The organism is Lysinibacillus sp. FSL R7-0073 (assembly GCF_038009065.1).
GTDB classification, from domain to species: Bacteria; Bacillota; Bacilli; order Bacillales_A; family Planococcaceae; genus Lysinibacillus; species Lysinibacillus fusiformis.
In genome coordinates, this window is sequence record NZ_JBBPAS010000001.1 from 637,459 (window position 1) to 659,499 (window position 22,041).

General features: G+C 33.8%; 14 protein-coding genes. 9 read left to right on the forward strand and 5 right to left on the reverse strand.

All coding sequences use genetic code 11. From position 1 onward, the window contains the following. Positions 1-18 precede the first annotated feature (18 nt). From csaB to MKY88_RS03110, 5 genes are all read right to left on the reverse strand, one after another. Entirely contained in the window at positions 19-1,098 is a 1,080-nt protein-coding gene (gene csaB / locus MKY88_RS03090) for a polysaccharide pyruvyl transferase CsaB (RefSeq protein WP_340812988.1), read from the reverse strand. Further along, complete coding sequence (locus MKY88_RS03095) at positions 1,098-3,011, reverse strand: DUF5693 family protein (RefSeq protein ID WP_340812989.1); 1,914 nt, start codon at positions 3,009-3,011, stop codon at positions 1,098-1,100. Before MKY88_RS03095 ends, csaB begins: the two co-directional genes overlap by 1 nt. 20 nt (positions 3,012-3,031) lie before the next feature. Then, the gene (locus MKY88_RS03100) at positions 3,032-4,588 is read right to left on the reverse strand and encodes a putative polysaccharide biosynthesis protein (RefSeq protein ID WP_340812990.1); all 1,557 of its coding nucleotides are present in this window, start codon (positions 4,586-4,588) and stop codon (positions 3,032-3,034) included. Continuing rightward, positions 4,585-5,325, reverse strand: a complete 741-nt coding sequence (locus MKY88_RS03105; RefSeq protein WP_232540439.1) for a WecB/TagA/CpsF family glycosyltransferase — start codon at positions 5,323-5,325, stop codon at positions 4,585-4,587. The genes MKY88_RS03100 and MKY88_RS03105 overlap by 4 nt, the downstream gene beginning before the upstream one ends. A 326-nt stretch (positions 5,326-5,651) precedes the next feature. After that, a complete protein-coding gene (locus MKY88_RS03110) occupies positions 5,652-7,502 on the reverse strand; it encodes an S-layer homology domain-containing protein (protein WP_340812991.1) in 1,851 nt (616 codons plus the stop codon). Between the two features lie 624 nt (positions 7,503-8,126). On the opposite strand from MKY88_RS03110, the gene MKY88_RS03115 reads away from it, so the two are divergent. The 9 genes from MKY88_RS03115 to MKY88_RS03155 all read left to right on the forward strand — a co-directional run bounded on the left by MKY88_RS03115 (position 8,127) and on the right by MKY88_RS03155 (position 22,026). Then, complete coding sequence (locus tag MKY88_RS03115; protein WP_340812992.1) at positions 8,127-11,369, forward strand: S-layer homology domain-containing protein; 3,243 nt, start codon at positions 8,127-8,129, stop codon at positions 11,367-11,369. A gap of 504 nt (positions 11,370-11,873) precedes the next feature. Continuing rightward, positions 11,874-12,395 (forward strand): tetratricopeptide repeat protein, encoded by a 522-nt coding sequence (locus MKY88_RS03120; protein ID WP_340812993.1) that lies wholly within the window; start codon positions 11,874-11,876, stop codon positions 12,393-12,395. Beyond that, the gene (locus MKY88_RS03125; protein ID WP_340812994.1) at positions 12,388-13,935 is read left to right on the forward strand and encodes an O-antigen ligase family protein; all 1,548 of its coding nucleotides are present in this window, start codon (positions 12,388-12,390) and stop codon (positions 13,933-13,935) included. The genes MKY88_RS03120 and MKY88_RS03125 overlap by 8 nt, the downstream gene beginning before the upstream one ends. A 5-nt stretch (positions 13,936-13,940) precedes the next feature. Continuing rightward, positions 13,941-14,708 carry an ABC transporter permease gene (locus MKY88_RS03130; protein ID WP_025114739.1) on the forward strand — a complete coding sequence of 256 codons (768 nt, stop codon included), beginning with the start codon at positions 13,941-13,943 and terminating at the stop codon, positions 14,706-14,708. 12 nt (positions 14,709-14,720) lie between these two features. After that, positions 14,721-15,977, forward strand: coding sequence for an ABC transporter ATP-binding protein (locus tag MKY88_RS03135; RefSeq protein ID WP_069480023.1), 1,257 nt, complete (start codon positions 14,721-14,723; stop codon positions 15,975-15,977). Between the two features lie 29 nt (positions 15,978-16,006). After that, positions 16,007-17,017 (forward strand): class I SAM-dependent methyltransferase, encoded by a 1,011-nt coding sequence (locus MKY88_RS03140; protein ID WP_340812995.1) that lies wholly within the window; start codon positions 16,007-16,009, stop codon positions 17,015-17,017. A gap of 18 nt (positions 17,018-17,035) precedes the next feature. Further along, complete coding sequence (locus MKY88_RS03145) at positions 17,036-19,651, forward strand: glycosyltransferase (RefSeq protein ID WP_340812996.1); 2,616 nt, start codon at positions 17,036-17,038, stop codon at positions 19,649-19,651. 30 nt (positions 19,652-19,681) lie between these two features. Then, a complete protein-coding gene (locus MKY88_RS03150) occupies positions 19,682-20,902 on the forward strand; it encodes a glycosyltransferase (protein WP_340812997.1) in 1,221 nt (406 codons plus the stop codon). Between the two features lie 8 nt (positions 20,903-20,910). Beyond that, complete coding sequence (locus tag MKY88_RS03155) at positions 20,911-22,026, forward strand: glycosyltransferase (protein ID WP_193830914.1); 1,116 nt, start codon at positions 20,911-20,913, stop codon at positions 22,024-22,026. Positions 22,027-22,041 lie beyond the last annotated feature (15 nt).

Genomic DNA, 22,041 nt, shown 5'->3' on the forward strand with positions numbered 1-22,041 from the left:
TTCATCATTTTTTTATGTTTATTTAGAGAAAGTCTCAATCGCTAATTTAGCCGTTGCCGTAGCTTCGTGCTGTAATGGTAGCACAGCCTGACGCATATTTTCTTGAACTGTCGTATACGATTCTAGAATGGCGATAGCTCGTTCGAACAATGTGACACCGTTCCAATCATCCTTCTCGACATGTCCAATAACCGGTTGATCAACAATATCAGCAAACGCATCAATTTTTGGATCATACGAAATGGCGATAAAAGGTGTAGCATAAATGGCTGAAAAGATTAGGGAATGTAGTCGCATCCCAATTAATAATTGTGATTGTCCAATTACAGCAATTTTTTCCTCAATGGATAAATCAGAAGGAGCAATTAAGCTTTTTTCCTGCATGAGTGCTGCCACTTCCTGAGAAGTTTTTAAATCGTGTTCACCATGCATTGGTAAGAAGACGATTTGCTCACCCTGACGTACTAATTGGTCTAAGCTATGTGCAATTTTTTCTTTATACGCTATTGTAGATGGCCAGTCACGAACACTAACAGAAATATAGCTTTCCGCTGTTAGGGATTCTTGATCTAACCATTCACAATGAAAGTCGCCACCATTTAGTCCCATAACAGGATCTGGCACAATTTTAGTCTCTTTACGTACACCAATCTCTGTTAAAAGAGTTTGGGAGGCTTTATCTCTAACCGTAATTTGCTCAACCTTGTTAAAGGTTTTCCGCACGATAAATTTACTAAGCGAGTTGTTGATTGGGCCCATACCTTGGGCGTAAACAAATACTGGCTTCTTCAGCCATTTTGCAATTTGAATCACGCCCGCATAGTAAGGAATAGTTTTCATGCCTGTTTGATCCTGCATTAAACTACCGCCGCCACTAATGAGTCCATCAGCTGTTTTTAGCAATTGACGGATTTCTTTCATTTTCCAACGATTGATGGCTTTAACGCCATACGTTTGCTCAGTAGCAGTTGGGTTATTGGATAATACAGTGATCTCTATATCACTTTGCCATTTCTTTAAAGCTTGAATAATGGACAGCAGAATAGCATCATCTCCGACATTATCGAATCCATAATAGCCAGATAAAACAATGTGCATTATGACCACCTCGCGATTGCCTTAGAAACCCAACGATAACCGAATTTAAAGATAAGGATAAATACTAGTCCTATAACAAAGCCAAGAGATACGCTGTAGAGAGTACGTAATACTGAAACAGCTACTGGGATGTGTAAGTGTGTGAAAGTATTGACGATCGATAAGAATCCTATTACACCTGGTACAAGTAGGATGCTACCCCATTTGCGGTTGATGCCCATTACATATAAAGCTAAAACAAAGAATGGGAAACCAATTAAGAATTCCTTCGTTCTTGGTCGTACATATAAGGTATTTTCTAGCCATTGTCTAAACGCTAATTCTAAATCACTAACTGAGCCAGAGTTACCAGTTCTGCTAATGTAAAATAAACCGATACCCGCCACGACAATTAGTAGGAGCACATGCCAATATTTTAATTCTTTATTTAACAATGTTACGGTATTAGATAAAGATTTTTTAATATTTTGATCAGCTAGTCGGTTCATCTCAATTAATGTAAATAGTAGGACGCCCATAATTGGAATCAGATAAACTAACTTCACGCCTTTGAACGTAGCAAAGCCTGTCATAAAGGCATTGCCATTTAATAAGCCAATGACAATAACAATACCGATAAGGCTAATCGCTACTGCCTTCAAGTATTGCACAAGTATTTTAGACATTTTCGTAGAACCTTGAGCCGATTTAATTACGGCATAGGTAGGTGCAAGAACTGCAATAATTAGTGCAAATGCCTGTAAGAATAGAGTGCTTTTCAGGATAAAGTACGCAATGGCTAGTACTGTCATAAATCCAGCTGCCGCAATTCGTAGAGGCATCCATTTGACTAATTCTGAAACGATAAAGGTAAATAAAATACCTGCTAATAATACTGCTGCTTTGACCCAGGCTGGTACAGCTACCTTATCAAACAGCTTTGGCTCGCCAGGTTGGAAATGATCTGGCATTGCGTCATGTACCCCATTTAAGTAGTCAATTGTTTGCTCCACATTTTCCTTGGCATTACCAGTTGTTTTAATATGGTAGAAGATAGAACGGATATTACGCTCTTTGACAGCTCTTGTTGTACGGTCAATACTTTCATTTAACTTTAATTTCGTTTGTCTGTTGATATTAATACTATGCAAACGAATCATATTGTAATCGGTTATTTGGGCGATTTTACTTTCGCCCTTCAATGGATTACTTTCGATTGTATAGAAGTAATAGCCCGCATCACTTAATTTTTCAACTAATTGATTGCCTTTTTTTTGTCCAAAGCCAATTGCTTCGTCACCTTGGCCAAGCAAGCGACCAGATGAACCATCTTTTAATGCTAGTAATTGATTCACCAATTTATTGTTAGCCAATTCATTATCTGCATTTTCCACTTTAAAGACATAGCCTAGATCATGCTTACTAATCATATCAATAGCAGGTTGATCATAGCCAATTGGCGTTTTTAAATCAAAGTTATGGTTAGAAGTAGGGAGAAAATAAAAAGCCTCTTCTCCTATTTGAACTTCCTCTGGTTCTACACTATCTTTAATCAGTTTTTGATAGTCTGTATTTTCAGGTACTCGAATATAAGAGCCACTCTTTGTAACATCAACAGCATCTTTATAAGGTGTAAATAATAATTGTGCTGCTAAGTCGTTTTCTTTATAGACAGTAATCAAATTTTGTTTTTCCATTTCCTTTAATGTTAAAGGCTCAAGACTAACGGTTGTCAGTCCAGCTTCTTTTAAGGAGGAAAGGATTTCATCCATTGTTAAATCACTGTTTTTATCTACAGTTTGTATTTCATCATAGGGAATCACGATTTCATAAGAATCATTCGATTGCTCCGCATTCCACCTCATCATGATACCTGTGGAGGAAACGACGAGTAAAAGAACAATGATCCCCCAAAGCCATTTCTGTTTCGACATAAGTGTCCTACCTCTCTTATTTATGAAAATCTTTTTCCGATAACAGGGATTTTCTTTAAATCTTGTTTATGAATAGCTTTCATTAGCCATAGTAAAAGGAAGTAAATAGCTCCTCCCACGATGATGGCAATAGTCAGATAGCCCATTGCCCACATACGAGACCAATGTGTAAAATCAAGCCAAAGCGTTGGTAAACCAACGGCTACTCCCATTACGATTGAAGAAACAATCATTTTCACCGTATCTTTTCCAAGAACAGTAAAGCGAATCATACGATATATAAAGACAGTATTCACAATAAATAACACAAAGTACACCAATAATGTTGCATAAGCAGCACCATCTAGACCGAATGCTTGAATGAAGAAGATGTTCGCAAACACCTTCAGAACAACGCCACTTAAAATAATAAGAGCGCCTGTTTTAGCAGCATTCATACCCTGTAAAACGCCTGTTCCGAGAAGAGTCAGAGATGTAAAGACAGAGCTAAGGTTAATCATGGCTAACATTAAGCTTCCCTCTAAGTCCTTGAAAAGAGCTAGATTTAAAGGCAAGGTTAAGGCTAGCAATCCAATAGCAGCTGGCCATGATATAAGATGGGTCATACGATGTGTTTGTTCAATAATACTGCGTGTTTCATCAATTTTACGTTCCGCAATTTTAGTAGTAATCAATGGCACAAGCGGTAAAATAATCGAAGACGCAAATACAGTCGTAATTTGAACTAATGTCAGCCCTCGACCGTATATACCGTAAAGGAAGCTAATTTCACTTGCGTCAGCCCCTGCATTTCTCAACCCATATGTGACGGTAAAGGAATCCACAAAGTTGAAAAGTGCCATTGTAACAGAACCAATTGCAATCGGAATGGAGATCTTTAGAATAGTCTTACTATATGTGGAGAAATCCTTACTCGAATATTTCTCCTTGCTCGTTACTTTTACCGAAGATCGGAAATATTTATAGAGTAAATAAACAAGTGAACCGAGTGCTCCAAGGACAGAACCAGCCATAATTCCACCAGCTACAATATCATTTGAATAATCCATCGCAACTAGGAAATACGCAACAATTAGAATTAATGCAACTCGAACTAACTGTTCAATTACTTGAGAGATGGCAGTAGGTCGCATATCTCCAAATCCTTGGAAAAAGCCACGATAGACGGCCATATAAGGAGCCACAAGTAATGTCAGTGCCACAATAATTAAGGCAATTTCTGTTGATGGTCCACCAAGTGCATTCGCTATCTGTGCTGAAAAACCGTAAATGATTGTAAAACTAATGACGCCAAAGGATAGGGCAAGGATTCTTGCGGTCACATAAATTTTCTTTATTTTGGCAGTATCCTTACTTGAGTTAGCCTCCGCAATCAATTTAGAAATAGCGATAGGGATACCCGCAACAGATAAATACAAAGCCACCATATAGACAGGATAGACAAGACTGAAAATACCAAGTACTTCATCACCAGCAATATTTTGAAGTGGTATACGGAAAATACTACCGATTACCTTAGAAAGTAATGTCGCAATTGTTAAGACGAGTGTACTTTTGACAAATGTTGATTGACTCATTTTGCTGTGCCCTGCCCTCTAAGCTTTAATGAGAAAACCTTTAAAGCAAAACGTGGAAGAACAAGCATTCTTATAAATCGACTTGGCTGACGTAGCAGTCGATAAAGCCACTCAAGATTTAACTTTTGCCAAATGACTGGTGCACGTTTCACGGTTCCCGCGATGACATCGAAGGAGCCTCCTACACCGATAAATACGCCCTTTGAAAACTTGTCCAGGTTTTCAGTGATCCATTTTTCCTGTCTTGGTACTCCTAAAGCGACAAACACCAAATCAGGTTGTAAGGCTGCGATATCGTCCGCGATGTGATTGTTATTCCAATCAAAGAATCCATCATGATAGCCCACGACTTCAACATGGGGATAATTCTTATGAATATTGGCAATGGTCTTTTCAATTGTTTCTTTTTGTGCGCCCAATAAATAAACTTTAAAGCGCTTTTGTTGACCAACCTCCAACAGTTTCACCATGGTATCATAGCCTGTCACACGCTCTGGTAGTGAATCGCCAAGGATTTGAGCAGCCTTAACCACACCGATGCCATCCGCACAAATGTAGGTCGCCTGATTTAAATATCCCTTCACAGTAGGATTTTCATTTGCCTGCATGACAACTTCAGGATTGGCCGTCACAACGAAAGTCTTTTCTTGCTGTTCAATACGATTAACAAGTAGATCTACAAACCCTTGCTGACTAATATGTAAAAAGGGTACGCCCATAATCGTTACATGCCTCATATAGTGTTCAAACCTTTCTGTAATTCCTTTTTCACTGCAATCTATCATACCATAAAAGCAATATTGACAGGAAATTTTCGATAATAGTTTACCTATTGTTGTAGGGTGTATAAACGGGAATTCATCTTCATAAAAAGGAGGATCCTATTGCAAAAAACAAACAAATCACACTTAAAGATGCACTGAATTTTAGAAGGAAACAGAGGTGCTCATAACTGGATAATTTGAGTTTCTTCTATTATATAGTGTTTTTTATTTGTGCAAGGAAGACAACAAAAAAGAGTGCGAAACAAAGTCGCACTCTTTTTTTAGATTATCGCATGAAATCATAATTTTACAATATAATCTCCATGCACCCAGCCGGTTTTGCCGTTATAGATAACCTGATACCAGGCACCATTTTTCACGAATTCACCATTATCATCTACAGCACCGATAATAAAGCCGTTTGGTTTTACTGTACCTAAAATAGCCGCTGTCGTAGACGGTTCACTTCGGACATTGAGCATGATGTTCATGTTGACAATCTGTAAACCATTTTCTAGCTGAACATAATCATCAAATACCCAGCCCTCTTGTCCATCGACGTTTATTTTGAACCAACCACCATTTTCTCCAAGTACTTTGAAGGATGTATCTTTTGGTAAATTTGTCATAATGGATGTAGCATCTGCAGTATTAGGATATGTTCTCATATTGAGATTAGTAGTAGCTTTTCCAGTTGCCCCAGCTATATATGGATCTAAAGCATATTGCTTCGAAGCGTTTGGTAACGATGGAGCGGAAGACTGACCTTGATAAGCAGGAATATCAAACACTAAATTCGTTGTTGTATGTGCACCAATTAATTCATAAATATCATAAATCTTTTTCGCCTGAATCACTGCCCACATAACATGTGTTGCATATTGATGGATGGTTGGATTCTCAGGGTTCCAGCGCATTTTATACAACGTATCTTGTCCTTTACTAATATACTGATCTTTTACAAATTGAGCCCCACCGATAATGGCATCCTGTACGGTAAACCAACCATTTGTATAAGCACGCTCAGCACCGTATTTATTGGCATCAGCATCAATAGCCCCAATACCATAAGTATTATAAGTCTTCTTAATATCCGTTAAACTGTCTCGATTTTCAGGAGTGACCATCACTGGTTTTCCACTCGAGTCTAAGCCAACCTCAATCCCTTTAATGAGGGCAGAGGCACCATTCGCTGTTTCATGTAAAGCATGTGATAACAGATAGATAGCATTTACATTATTATCGACACCCGCCTGAATAAAAGCATCAGCCATACCTGCTAAGCTTCCTTTATTAGCAAGTACCTTTTCATTCAGTTCCTTGGCACTCAAATTATTGACGACAGTTGATAATTTTAAAAATTGATAAAAAGATGGGCTATCCTGCATAACGCTCTTTGGATGTACATAGTATGACACTAGTGCGTCGCTAGCTGTAAAAATGCCAGCACCGTCGACCTTTGGATTATTGGCAGCTTGTTTTTTAACCACCGAAGAGTAGTCATATGAGTAATTCGTCGTTGTATATTGCTTGCCGCCAATTTCAGGTGCTTCCAAATGGATTAAGCGATAGAGCACGGTCGCTGCTTCAGCACGTGTTGTTTGTGCAAGAGGTGCAAATTGATTGTTTGGCTTCCCGACAAGTAGCCCTGATGTTACGACAGCTTGTACATCTGCGTAAGCCCATTTGGCGATACGGGCATTGTCACTAAAGTTAATAGGGGAGGAAGATGTGTTGATGTTTTGATAATTGAGGGCTCTTTTTAACATAGCCGCCATTTCCTGACGATTAATATGTGCGTTCGGGTTGAATTTGCCCTGCTCATCACCTTTAATCAATCCGTGATAGCTTGCTTGCTCGATCACTCCGTAATACCAGTCGCCTTTCTTTACATCTGAGAAGGTAGCTTGACTAGAAGAAGCAGGCAAGTTAAGTGTTCTAACTAGAAATGCTGCAAATTCAGCTCGCGTAACAGCATCATTTGGACGGTAATTGCCAAATTCATCACCCTTCATTAAATCGTTCGTAATCAGATAGTTCATTTCATGATAGGCCCAGTGCTTCGAAATATCTTCTGCTGAAGCGGTAGTAGGGGCAAGATATAGCATTCCTGCAAGCACTGCCCCGTAAAGAGGAAATTTTCGTTTCATTTTTCAAGCTCCCTTCAATAGCTGATAATTGTTCTATCAAACTAACAAAAGTGTAACATAAAAAAAGATAATCTATTATTACAACATAGGGACAGATAGACTTAGCTATTACTTAATAATGAAGAAACTCGAGAAAATGGAAGGATTGAGGCAAAATTCGCTAAAAAACTCTACCTATATTTCTGTTTCTTTACAAATATAACTAATATATTACGGGAGTCTTTAATTTTTGACAATTTAGTAACCATTCCAGAAAATGCTTGGTTATTATTGAGAGTCAGGTATAATAGGAAATGGAACTATATGTTACCAACCCATTCTAGGGGTAATTTAGTTGGTAGAGTAATGGTATCTATTAAATGCCATGGTAAAAAAATCTTCTACATCTAAATTTATGTCCCAATGCTTGAATTTAGGGAGAGATAGTGTTATATTATTGTAGAAAGTGAATAAACTTACTAGAATGGTATTCTACTACGCTTTTTCTAGTAAATTTACTAACAAATTTGCTTTAGTTTTGTATTATTCAAGAAAGCTATAATACATACATTTAGGTAACTAGGCGGTACTATAGTTTTCATTGGATTAATATCAATTTAAGGAATTTTAGGGAGGAATACATTAATGGCAAAGCAAAACAAAGGCCGTAAGTTTTTCGCGGCATCAGCAACAGCTGCATTAGTTGCATCTGCAATCGTACCTGTAGCATCTGCTGCGCAAGTAAACGACTACAACAAAATCTCTGGATACGCTAAAGAAGCAGTACAATCTTTAGTTGATAAAGGCGTAATCCAAGGTGACACTAACGGGAACTTCAACCCACTAAACACTGTGACTCGTGCACAAGCTGCAGAAATCTTCACAAAAGCTTTAGAATTAGAAGCTGACGGAGATGTAAACTTCTCAGACGTTAAAAAAGGTGCTTGGTACTACAACTCAATCGCAGCAGTAGTAGCTAACGGTATCTTCGAAGGTGTTAGTGCAAAAGAATTCGCACCAAACAAATCATTAACTCGTTCTGAAGCAGCTAAAGTTCTTGTAGATGCTTTCGGTTTAGAAGGTGAAGCAGATCTTAGCCAATTTGCTGACGCTTCTCAAGTAAAAGGTTGGGCTAAAGAATCTTTAGAAATCGCTGTAGCTAACGGTATCTTCGAAGGTTCTGATACTAAGAAACTTAACCCTAACGGAGCAATCACTCGTCAAGATTTCGCAGTAGTATTCAATCGTACTCTTAATCTAGGTGATACTGAAACACCAGTTGATGCAGCTATTAAAGCAATCAACAATACAACTGTTGAAGTAACATTCGACGCTGAAGTTGATAACGTTCAAGCTCTAGACTTCAAAATTGATGGTTTAGAAATTAAAAATGCTTCTGTAAAACAAACAAACAAAAAAGTTGTTGTTTTATCTACTGCAGCACAAGAAGCTGGTAAAGATTACACTGTAACTTTAGATGACGAAAAAATCGGTTCATTTAAAGGTGTAGCAGCTGTAATTCCAACTAAAGTTGAATTAGTATCTTCTGCTGTTCAAGGTAAACTTGGTCAAGAAGTTAAAGTTCAAGCTAAAGTAACTGTAGCTGATGGTCAATCTAAAGCTGGTATCCCTGTTACTTTCAACGTACCAGGTAACAACAATGATGGCGTTGTTCCAACATTAACTGGTGAAGCGTTAACAAACGAAGAGGGTATCGCAACTTACTCTTACACTCGTTATAAAGAAGGTACTGATGAAGTAACTGCTTATGCAACTGGTGACCGTTCTAAATTCTCACTTGGTTATGTATTCTGGGGCGTAGATACAATTCTATCAGTTGAAGAAGTAACTACAGGTGGTACAATTAACAACGGTGCTAACAAAACTTACAAAGTTACTTACAAAAACCCTAAAACTGGTAAAGCTGAATCTGGTAGAACATTCAATGTTGGCTTTATTGAAAACATGAATGTAACATCTGATAAAGTAGCAAATGCTACAGTTAACGGTGTTGCAGTAAAACAATTAAACAATTCTACTGCTCCATTAGCAGCTCAAGTTACAACTGATTCTAAAGGTGAAGCTACATTCACAGTTTCTGGTACAAATGCAGAAGTTACTCCTGTAATTTTCGCAGTAAATACTACTACTAATGAAAGTGCTAACCTTTACAAAACTTCTGCTTTACAAGCTACTGCTTCTAAAGTTAAATTTGCAGCAGTACAAGCAGACTACACTATCGAAGTAGCTCGTGATGGCGGCGAAGTAGCAGCAATTTATGCTGATAATGGTCGTGAATATAAAATCACTGTAAAAGATAAAGATGGTAAATTAGCGAAAAATGAAGTAGTTAATGTAGCATTCAACGAAGATTTAGACCGTGTAATTTCAACAGTTACAGATGCTAAATTTATCGATGCTGACAACAGTGTTTACTATCCAAACTCTGGCACAGGTAACACAGCTAAACAAATCTCTGTAAAAACAAATGATAAAGGTGAAGCTACATTTGTTATCGGTTCTGACAGAGTAGATGACTATGCAACACCTGTTGCTTGGATTGACATCAACACTTCTAATGCAAAAGAAGCTACTCTTGATGAAGGTGAACCAAAAGCAGTTGCACCAATTTCTTACTTCCAACGTGCTTACCTTGATGGAGCATCAGTTAAATCTTACGATGCTGCTGGTAAGAAACAAACTAAGTTTGAAGATACTCAAGTAGCAACATTTAGAGCAGAATTAGTAAACCAAAGTAATAGCGTAATCTCTGCTACTACTAAATCTGTATCTTATACAGTATTTAACACAGGTTCAAATGATATTGATGTAGCAGGAAGAACTGTTTCACCAAATCGTAGTATTACATTATCATACCCACGTGAGTTAGCTTCAGCAGATTTACAAGTAAAACTTGTTGATCCAAGTAAATCATCATCTGTACGTGTAATTGCTACTGGTGTTGCAATTAACCCTACTGATAGTAAAGATTTCGCATTTACTGCTAAAGAAGTAACTGCAACATTCACAGCTACAGCTGATGTAACTAACAATTATATTGGTCGAGTTGCGTCAGTAAATACTGCAGACAAAACTTTAACATTTGCTGGTAAAAAAGCAATTTCTTATAAAGATGCTAAATATGTAGCTGAAAATAACGCTTCACTTGAAGATGCAGATGCATTTGTTGCAGAATTGAAAAAATATACTACTAATGCAGCTGAAGTACAATACAGCAAAGATGCAGATGGTAAAGTAACATTTAAAATTGTTCGTACAGCAACTTCTGGTGGTCCAACAATTTTCGATGAATTCTCTTCTGTTTTAACTAAAGCTGTTGAAACTGTAGTTGGCAAAGTTGGTAAATATGCAACTGCAACTATTGACTCTGCTGTTATTGATGCTGCAGATAACAATACATTAGAAGTAGGCGGTGTTAAATTTACTCGTTATACTACGGGAACAGTGACACCTGAATCAAACTTCTATAGTTCTTTAAATGACTTAGCGTTCAAAATTAACAACCGTGTAACAGGTGTAACTGCTACAGTAAATGGTTCTGTATTAGAATTAAAAGCTGTGAAAAATGGTACATTTGATTATGTTGTTAATGGAACTAAATTAACTAGTGAAGCTGGTGAACTAGGTCAAGAACAACAAGTTACATTCACATTCTCTGAAGCATTAAACATTGCAAACGGAGATAAAGTTACAGTTAATAATACAACTGTTGGTACTGTAGCTGCTGTAAAAGATAGCAAGAAAACTGTCGTTGTGAACTTTGCAAGCCCAGGAATTACTGGTGCTGTTACTAAATTCACAGTTGATGATGCTGCTAAAAAGAATACAGTAACTATTGACCCTAAAGGTGTAACTGTTACTAAATAATCTATAATTAATTTTATGAAAAGACTTTGTGGAGCAATCTACAAAGTCTTTTCTGTTGTATGAGATCATGGCATTTTATTACTAAGCCTAATTTGAAAGCGAATACAGTTTTTTCATGCCTCCGGATACGATAGAGTATCAAAATAAAAGAAGGATTTTTTCAATAAGTAAAGTATCCCATTACATCCTCTTTTGCTGGTCACTTATCGGTGATTATCTTTTGTGATCCCCCCTTCAAGAGTTTAATAAGGCAATACTTATAAACTAAATTTGAATTTCACTTTAAACCTTCATCCTATCATTTTTATATTATTTCAAGAGGGTTGTATTCTCGAGAGATTTTATATTCTGTACAAGTAGGTAATCTACAATTTCTTTTATTTTAATTGAATAAAGTAATATCGTTCCAATTTTAATTGGCACTATATCCTATATATGACTGTAATTTTATAGTATAATGATTCTATGTGTAAAAATACATAATTCGAGGAAGGTAGACTTATAATGACATTCACGGAATCCATAAGAAAATATATTTTGTCAGGGATTGTCACATTTGTTGTAGTTGGATTAATAGTGGCGAGCATTTTAGCAAGCAAACAAGATGAAGAATTTTTGATGTCTGAGACTTTATATAATCAAGCTATACAATTACAAACAGATGGTGATTTAGAAGGTTCAATAGCAATGCTTTCAGAAGTATTAAAAAAACAGCCAAATTCAGAAGTTGGTAACTATGTAGCTGGTCTAATAAATGCCCAAAATGGTGATATGAAGCAAGCATCGATATATATGCAAAAAGTTTTAGATATTAATCCATATAAGGTAGAAGACCCGAAGTTTATGCTCCAAATGGGAGAAATATTTTTAGGTGCAGAAAAGTTTGAAGAAGCAAGAATCGTGTTATTACGTTGTCAGGAAGCGCAATGGACATTGGAAGATATTCCTGACTATCAAGAATATGTAACATCATTATTAGCACAGGTTGAAAATTCACAATCAAAGGAAGGTACGGATAATGAGTAAGTTTTACGAAAAAGTTGCCTATCATGATGTTGAGGAGGATATTCAATCACAAAAATCTGTGGATAAGTGGATTTTTGGGTTACTTCTTATTGTAATTGGATTTGTCCCACTAATTGTTTTGGGGAGTGTAATAGAGGTCCAGTCACCATTGATTACAAATATTAGTACATTAATGGGAGGAGAGAAAGGTGATCTTTTCACACACTACAAAGCACTAGTTGTTGTCATTATTACGGTGTTAGCAACATTACTATTAATGGTGAAAATTTTATTTATGAATGGCAGAATTCGAAAAACAAAACTAAATTATGCTATAGGAGCATTTGCTGTAATAATTGTGTTATCAACAATCTTTTCACCAAACATCACTATTGCATTACACGGTCAATATAACCGTTCAGATGGGGCTATTAGTTGGCTTTGCTATTTAGCATTATTTTTTATTGCGATGAATATTGAATATCCGAAAAAGGTAGTTAAATATGTAACTTATGCTTTTACACCATTAACAATCATTAATTTTATCATTATTAGTTTCAATTTTACAGATAATGATCTTTTACAACAAGCATGGATGAAAAAATTAGTAACTTTATTTCTTCCAAGTGATGTGAACCTTTCGGAAGGCTCTCATTTAGTAGGAACATTAAACCATGGTAACTATATGAGTGGAATGTTTGCAATTATAGCAGCTATGTTTTTAGTGAATAGCATAGTAGGTAAAAATATGCTCGATAAAATTTCTAGCTTTGTTTTATCAATTTTGTCAATATTGATTGTATTAATGTCTCTATCAACAAGTGGTTTCTTAACAATGATTGTTATGTTACCTATCATTTTATGGATAGCACTTAAGCATGACAAAAAAATGTTTGCTTTAGGGCAAGTAATTTTATTTTGTATAGCTTCTGTAGCAGGAGTTCATGTGCTTGCCAAGGAAAACGCTAAAGTATGGGATGAGTCATTTGGTTTCTTTATTTCAAGTAATCCATATCAAGAAGAATCAATATCTTTTAATAGTGACATATTTAATTGGGATAATCGTGTATATGCAGCCGATGCTCAATTTGAACTGCCAGCTCCTGCTGAGAGTGGAGTGGGTGCAGGTTCCGGACGTGTTTATATATGGTCTTATATAATGGATTTAGTAAAGGATCGACCAATGTTAGGTTATGGTTTAGACACATTAATTTATAATTTCCCTCACAATAATAAAGATGCAAGAGCGAATCTTGAAACTCAAGAAGTAATTGTAGATAAACCTCATAATATGTATCTGGGTATATTATATGGTACAGGAATTATTGGTTTTGTCGCATTTTTAGCATTGATTTTAATTGTAGTAGGAAGAAGTCTAAAGGCAGTTTTAAACGGTAAGACTAGCACTATTGTATTAGCCGTAGCCACGTTAGCATTTTTGTGTCAAGCCGTGTTTAATGATACATTGCCAGGAACAGCTGCACCGTTATTTATAATTTTAGGTATCATGCAAAAAAAAGGAAGCGAGGATTTAACTTCTGAGCATATCGATGAGGTATAAAAATTATGAGTAATATAAGATTATTAATAGATTTAACTTTAAAAGACTTTAAAAAGAAATATGTAGGTTCATATTTGGGTATACTATGGGCTTTTGTTACACCAATTATTACAATTGGTGTTTTCTGGTTTGTGTTTGAGGTAGGGTTTAAATCTGCTCCAGTAGATAATTTTCCTTTTATCTTATGGTTATCCTGTGGAATGATACCGTGGTTTTTTATAACTGATGTATTAAATAATGGAACAAATTCCGTTATTGAGAATGATTATTTGGTAAAAAAAGTAGTTTTTAAAGTTGAGTTATTACCTCTTGTTAAAGTAATTTCTGGATTAGTTATACATTTCGCTTTCATTATCTTTGTTATTGGGATTTTTCTCTCTTATGGGTATTCTTTGGATTTATATAGTTTGCAAATAATTTACTACTGTTTGGCAGTATGTGTTCTAGTAACGGGGATTATTTTTATTTCATCTGCTTTAATAATATTTTTGAAAGATATAGGTCAAATAATAAGTGTAATTTTACAGTTTGGTTTCTGGCTAACACCTATCTTTTGGTCCTTAGAACAAATTCCAGAGAAGTACAATTTTTATTTAAAATTGAATCCTTTTTATTATATTATTAATGGCTATAGAGAGGCACTTATATATAAAACTTGGTTTTGGGAACATCCTTATTTAACTATTTATTTTTGGACTATTACAATTATCATGTTGATAATAGGTGGAACTATTTTTAAAAGATTACGTCCGCATTTTGCTGATTCACTATAAGGAGCAAATAGAATGGAAAATGAAATTGTTATTAGTATAAAAAATCTTACAAAAGATTATAAATTATATGAAAATAAAATGGACCGTTTGAAAGAAGCTATCTTTATAAATAAAAAAAAATATTATAAAGAGTTCTCCGCTTTAAAAAACGTATCATTAGAAATAAAACGTGGGGAGACAATTGGGCTGATTGGTAAAAATGGTTCTGGAAAATCTACGCTTTTGAAAATACTTACAGGAATAATAACTCCAACAAGTGGAGAGTTAGAGGTTAAAGGTAAAATATCTGCGTTATTAGAGCTTGGGGCGGGGTTTAATCCAGAATACACAGGCCTTGAGAATATTTATTTAAATGCTACAATTCTTGGATTCTCAAAGAAGCAAATAGATGATAAGCTTCAGGAAATATTGGATTTTGCTGATATTGGTGATTTCATATATCATCCAGTAAAACTATATTCGAGTGGTATGTTTGTTAGATTAGCTTATGCAGTACAAGCATGCATAGATCCAGAGATTCTAATAGTTGACGAAGCATTAGCTGTAGGGGATGCGGCATTTTCACTAAAATGCATGAATCATATGAAAAAGTTAGTAGCGAAAGGTGTTACCGTGATTCTAGTAACACATGATGTTCAGGCTATTCGTAGTTTTTGTAGTAGAGTTATTTGGCTTCAATATGGAGAGATTATTAAAGAAGGAAGCCCAAGTGAAATAACATCAGAATATGTAAAAAGTTTATTTTTAGAAGAAAAAGCTGAAAACTTGGCGAATGTTAAAAAGGTAAAGCTCAAAGAAAAAGAGCCTAAAAAAGAACTAATCAGATGGGGAAATCATAAGGTTTTAATTAGGGATTTCAATATTTTTAATCAGTTAGACGAGGATACGGATATTCTATATTGGGGTGAAAGAATCTCAATCAAGCTTATAGCAGAAGTAATAGATACTGATATAGATTTTGAAAATTTAGGGTTTGCCTTTAGCTTTAGAAATAAACATGGGCTTGATTTAATTGTATCAACGACTTTTGATGAAGGAGTTAGTTTTGCAAACCATTCGAATAATAAGTTTGTTGAAGTGCAATTTGAACTTGAAAATATTTTGACACCTGGTGACTACTCACTTGTGTTATCAGCAGAAGATCGAAGCAACAATAATCCGAGTTATTACGATTTTATCGAAAATGCTGTTGTTTTTAAAGTCCTAGGGAATAAAAGGTTCTTTTCATTAGTACAACCTCAGATCAAACAACATGTGAACTTCAAATAGTAATTTATGAAGATGAGGGGGAAAAAATAATGAGTAAATTAGATATTAATAGTAATGAGTATTGGGATGAGAGATTTATTAATGATTGGGAAGAGATGGATGGTCATCAGCAAACAAATTTCTTCGTGGACATATTAATGAATAATTTACCAGAATGGATGAAAAATACGCTACAGGGTGTAACAGTGTGTGATGCAGGGTGTGCAGAAGGTCAAGGTGCCTATAAATTTAAACAGAAATATCAAACTATTGATATTGATGGCATTGATTTTTCAGAGGTTGCAATTGAAAAAGCAAAAGAATTATACCCTGATATCAGATTTTTCAAGGATGATATTTATAATTTGTCTAAATTTTACGATATCATTTTCACTTCCAATGTTTTAGAACACTTCAATAACCCATTTGAATTAGTTGAAAAATTGTTAGAGAAGACAAAACAGCATTTAATTATTATGGTTCCATTTCAAGAGGTAGAGCGCCTAAGTGAACATTTTTATACTTTCAATTATGATAGTTTTCCAATTGGAATAAATGAGTTTGTGGTTTCTTATTTTAAAGAGATTGATTGTCGTTTAATTCAAAACAGTTTATGGGATGGGAAGCAAGCTGTTGTTATTTATACTAAGCAAACCTTATTAACTGAAAAAAACAATATAAATTCTATTGTTACTTTGAGTTCTGATTTAGAGTATATGAAAAGTGTAAACGAGAGACTTCATGAGCAAAAAAGAGAAATTTTGCGATTAAGTGATTGGGGAAGCGAGCTTTCAAGGGAAGTTAAAGAGAAAGATAGTTTGATTGAGGAATTGAATGTGAAAGTTGAGAAGATATCAACATATGTTCAAAAACAACAAAGAGATCTAGAAGAGAAAGACCAATTAATTCTCGACCAAAATCAAAAAATTAATGAGGTTTCCTTGTGGGGGAAATCTTTATATGAACAAATACTCGAGAAAAACCAAATAATTGAAGAATTGAATAAAAAAATTGAAGAAGTTTCAACTTATATAAGAGAAAATATCAATGGCACTGATTAGAAAAGCGGTGAAAAAGTAATGACTAATAATGATAAAATAGATATCCAAGAATACTTAGAATTACACAAGAGGTTGAACGAGCATTATTATCAAAATTCTTTAGACTATAATAATAGACTTGAAGTAGTACAGTCTACTAAAGCCTGGAAATTAATGTGTTTAGTAAGAAGAATTAATGAGCAATTTTTAAAAGGAAATACTAGTGAAAAAAAACAATTTTTGCAGTGGTTGAAACTAAAAATAAAAAAGAGACCAGTGCCAAAAAATTTAGAATTAGCAAGATTTAGTCCCATACAATTACAAAAAATAGAAAATTACAAAATTCCGGATTATACTTTGGAACTTTCATCATCCAGTGAACTCTCTACTATAGATAATAGTGAATTATTTGCAGCATATCCTAAACAAATTGATTTATTTAGGTTTCCTGTAATTGAATGGGATTTTAGGTGGCAACGTCCTCAACAAATATCTGTGCAATTCGAAAAAAATGGACATAGGGTATTTTATTTTTCAATTGAAACCTATGGTTTAAAAAACACCCAGCCTACTATTGAAGAAATAGCTAAGCATACCATTATTAAAGAGTTACAGCCTAATATTTATTGGGTGAAATTATGTTCAAACAACCCTTTAAATGCATATAAGGATAAAATTGAAGGAGAAGACCTTCAAATTATTAATCAATCTATAGAGTATCTAAAGTTAAAATTCAATATTGGTGCAACATATTCAATTCTAGATTTGCCATTTTGGGCAAATGTCTCATTAAGTCTAGATAATAATATTACAATTTATGATTGTATGGATGACCATGAGGGATTTTCAACAAACTCAAGTGAAATGCTATCCAATGAAGAAAATTTGATTTATTCATCGGATATAGTATTAGCTTCATCTCAACGGTTATATGAAAAAATGATACAAAAAAACCCAAATACTCTTCTTGTCCGAAATGCAGGAGAATATAATCATTTTTCAAAAAAAACAACAGATTTTGCTGGTGAAGTGAGAGATTTAAAGGGACCAATTATTGGCTACTATGGGGCTATCTCAGAATGGTTTGACATTGAGCTAATTAGAAAATTAGCAAAACGAAATCCAAGTTGGACATTTGTTTTAGTAGGAAATACTTTTGGTTGTGATGTTTCTCATGTAGAGAAAATGCCAAATGTTATTTTAACAGGTGAGGTTACATATGAAAGCTTACCTAGTTACTTATATAAGTTCGATGTATGTTTAATTCCATTTTTAATAAATAATTTAACATTAGCTACGAACCCTGTGAAAGTATATGAATATTTGGCGGCAGGTAAACCTGTTGTTTCAACAAAACTACCTGAACTGGAATACATGAAAGAATTGGTATACTTAGCTGATACAGTAGAAGATTTTGAGACTAGTATTCAACAAAGTTTAAATGAAAATAATAAGCAATTAGTTGAGGAAAGAAAAAAATACGCTGCTAATAATACCTGGGAAACTAGATATCACGAAATAAAACAATATTTAATAAATCAACAGCCTAAGGTAAGTATAGTGATTGTTACATATAATAATTGGTCATATACGAAACAATGTTTAGAAAGTTTGATTCGTAACAATGAATATTCAAACTTTGAGATTATTATTGTGGATAATAATTCGACAGATGAGACTAAATTACAATTAGCTCGAATTGCAAATCCTAATATTAAGGTACTATTTTCACCAGTAAATTTAGGATTTGCAGGAGGAAATAAAGCAGGCTGTAATTTAGCTACGGGCGAATACATTATTTTATTAAATAATGATACAATCGTAACACAAAATTGGATTGAAAAACTAATTAAGCCTTTAGTAGAAAATCATCATATTGGTATGGCTGGCCCAGTTTCAAATTCTGTAGGAAATGATCAAATGTTAGATTTTTGTATAGCAAATCCTATTTCTGGCCCATCTAATTTATGGCTACAAGATTTTAATCGATTTAATAAGGGGAACTTTAGGTATACAGATTTATTAGGCTTTTATTGTGTAGCTATAAAAAAAGAAGTGTATGAAAAAGCTGGGGACTTAGATATAAATTATGGAATCGGAATGTTTGAAGATGATGATTACTGTGAGAAAGTAAAAAGTTTAGGTTATAAATTAGTAATTGTTGAAGATGTTTTTATTTATCATCATGGTAGTGTTAGTTTCAAAAAATTACAGTCAGAGCATTACAGGAATATTTGGGAAAAAAACAGAAGCTATTTTGAACAAAAATGGAATAAAAACTGGGCTATGCCTAAACCTCCAAATTCCTTATTCTTAAATTTAGTTGATTCAACATCCATTGCTACTAAGGTCAAAGAAATACAAAAAGATCTTATTGTAATTATCGGTGAATGGTCAAGTGACAATTTATTACTTAAACAATTTGTAGAAAATAAAATTGAAGATAATAAGTTAGTGATAGTTGTTACAAAACTATACAATGCTGAAGAGTATCACGGACTTAGAAAGGTGACAGAAAATCTATATATAACTAATACAATTGATCTTATATCAAAAGTTACCTTCCATGAAAAAATTCAATTTAATGATTTTATTGATGCAAGTAAATTGAATGCAATTAAGGAACAGGTTAAAGATATAAAGGATTTAATGTAGCCTAGAATATTTAAATAGAGGTAAAATCTTATGGAATTAATAGAGAGAATATCGAGAGTATTACAAAATAAACCAGAGATAATACAAAGAAAGATTATCAATAAATTGCCTCGTAGTGTTAAAGGAAAAGTTCTAAGATTTCCAAAAGAATCTGTTTTAAAAAACCAAATACTGAATGTTTTAGAGGGGAACAAGGGGAGAATATTTATTTTCCCTTCTCCATCTTGTCCATGGGGCTATATGTTTCAAAGACCTCAACAAATTGCTAGAGCCTTAGCAAAAGAAGGTCATCTTGTTTTTTATATGACAGATACATCATTTCCATATGAGCCAGATTGGTTTGTTCGGGGCTTATTAGAAGTAGAGCCTAATTTGTATTTATTCAATGATAACAATAATGGAACAACATTAATACAAAGTTGTGCAAACGAGCAAGTCTTTGTTTGGCAATATTGGCCACATCAATTAAAAACAATTAGTAATTGGGAAGTGCTATATTCGAATCTATATAAGATATATGATTGCATAGACTATATAGATACATTTGATACTTATGATAACATTTTTATAGATTTTGAGAAATCTGTTGTAGATTGTAATTGTCTATTAGCTACAGCAAAGTCAATAAAAAATGATTTATCTATATTCAATAAAGATGTTTTATACTTACCGAATGCTGTTATGATAGAAGATTTTATGAATTATGATTTATTTGATTGGCCAGAATTAGAAAAAATCAAAGCAGCAGATAAAAAAATTATTGGTTATTATGGTGCGATTGCTGAATGGTTTGATTTTAATACAGTTAAATATATAGCCAAATCTAATCCAGATTGGACTATTGTATTAGTGGGAGAGGTTTATCCTACAGTTGAAATGCAGGTAGAGGAATTAAAGCGAATAGGTAAAGTTAAGGTATTGAAAAGAGTTTCATATAATAAAATACCGCATTTATTAAGCCTGTTTGATGTAGCAATTTTACCGTTTTTAATTAATGAGATAACATTGAGTACTTCTCCAGTTAAAGTTTTTGAATATTTGGCAGGAGGAAAGTGTGTAGTTAGTACACCTTTGCCAGAAGTTTTAGAGATTGAAGGCGTCTTTATAGGAGACACAAAAGAAGAATTTGAAAGACAAATTAAAGTTGCCCTAGACATGGGAGAAGAAAAGAATCATATTGAAATGCATCGTAAAGTAGCAGAGCAACATACATGGCAAAAACGTGTAAAAAAAATAAATGAAATTATTTGAGAGGAAATATGAAAAAAAAAATATTAATTTTTGATCGAATAAATTCTTCAAAATTTCCTGGTGGAGATACCGTACAGATTAATGCTATAAAGGATTTTTTAATCAATCATAATTTTAGTGTAACAGTGAGTGACAATCCATTAGAAAATTTAAGTGGTTATGATTATATTTTTATCTTTAATTTAACAAATCCTTTAGAGGCGTATGCATGTATGAAAGCTTGTCAAAAATATAGCAAGCCATATATCTTGTTTCCAGTTTATTGGAACTTGGATTCGTTGAAAATGCCAGTTCAATTTAATATGAGAATGATAGCAAAAAAAATTATGCCTGATTTTTTAAAATCTTATATAAGGGCTTTTAAATTTTTAAAAAACAATAATGGAATTATAGACTTTTTTATGATTAAAGAAACAGAGTTATTTAAAATAAAACAGTGTATCAGTGATATTATAAAAAATGCATATTATGTTTGCCCTAATTCATATGCAGAATGGAATCATTTAAACGATAATTTTAAATTAGACCAATTAAATAAAAATGTAAAGGTGATTTATAATGGTATTGATTTAAATAAATTAGAGAACATTGAGAAAGATGATTTTATAAAAGAAAAATATAATTTACCTGAAAATTATATTTGCTGTGTGGGTGGTATTGGTCCAAGAAAGAATCAATTAAACTTAGTGAAAGCAGCTAACTTAGAAAATATCAATATTGTTTTAATTGGTAAAACATCTTATGGTTATGAAGATTATTTTAAAACTTTGAAATCTATATCTGGATCCAATATATATTTTTTAGAACACCTCCCTCAAGAAGAAGTTTTTAAAATATTGAAAGGTAGTCAAGGCCATATTCAACCTAGTTTTATAGAAACTCCTGGTTTGGCTTCTTTAGAAGCACTTACTTTAGGGCTACCGATAGCAGTATCGGATACAGAACCTACCAAAGAATACTTTTCGTGTTATGCAGAATACTGTAATCCTTTTTTTGCAGAAAGTATACATGAAAGTTTGAAATTGTTATTGCAAAGACCGTTAGAAAATAATATTGAATGGGTATCACAATATTGTTGGGAAAATGTATTAATAGAGCTTTTACCTATATTAAAAAATTCATGATATATATAAAGGAGT

Bases quoted from the DNA above. Each gene is read 5' to 3' on its own strand.
- csaB (WP_340812988.1), bottom strand. From the start codon at position 1,098: ATGCACATTGTTTTATCTGGCTATTATGGATTCGATAATGTCGGAGAT.
- MKY88_RS03095 (WP_340812989.1), bottom strand. From the start codon at position 3,011: ATGTCGAAACAGAAATGGCTTTGGGGGATCATTGTTCTTTTACTCGTC.
- MKY88_RS03100 (WP_340812990.1), bottom strand. From the start codon at position 4,588: ATGAGTCAATCAACATTTGTCAAAAGTACACTCGTCTTAACAATTGCG.
- MKY88_RS03105 (WP_232540439.1), bottom strand. From the start codon at position 5,325: ATGAGGCATGTAACGATTATGGGCGTACCCTTTTTACATATTAGTCAG.
- MKY88_RS03110 (WP_340812991.1), bottom strand. From the start codon at position 7,502: ATGAAACGAAAATTTCCTCTTTACGGGGCAGTGCTTGCAGGAATGCTA.
- MKY88_RS03115 (WP_340812992.1), top strand. From the start codon at position 8,127: ATGGCAAAGCAAAACAAAGGCCGTAAGTTTTTCGCGGCATCAGCAACA.
- MKY88_RS03120 (WP_340812993.1), top strand. From the start codon at position 11,874: ATGACATTCACGGAATCCATAAGAAAATATATTTTGTCAGGGATTGTC.
- MKY88_RS03125 (WP_340812994.1), top strand. From the start codon at position 12,388: ATGAGTAAGTTTTACGAAAAAGTTGCCTATCATGATGTTGAGGAGGAT.
- MKY88_RS03130 (WP_025114739.1), top strand. From the start codon at position 13,941: ATGAGTAATATAAGATTATTAATAGATTTAACTTTAAAAGACTTTAAA.
- MKY88_RS03135 (WP_069480023.1), top strand. From the start codon at position 14,721: ATGGAAAATGAAATTGTTATTAGTATAAAAAATCTTACAAAAGATTAT.
- MKY88_RS03140 (WP_340812995.1), top strand. From the start codon at position 16,007: ATGAGTAAATTAGATATTAATAGTAATGAGTATTGGGATGAGAGATTT.
- MKY88_RS03145 (WP_340812996.1), top strand. From the start codon at position 17,036: ATGACTAATAATGATAAAATAGATATCCAAGAATACTTAGAATTACAC.
- MKY88_RS03150 (WP_340812997.1), top strand. From the start codon at position 19,682: ATGGAATTAATAGAGAGAATATCGAGAGTATTACAAAATAAACCAGAG.
- MKY88_RS03155 (WP_193830914.1), top strand. From the start codon at position 20,911: ATGAAAAAAAAAATATTAATTTTTGATCGAATAAATTCTTCAAAATTT.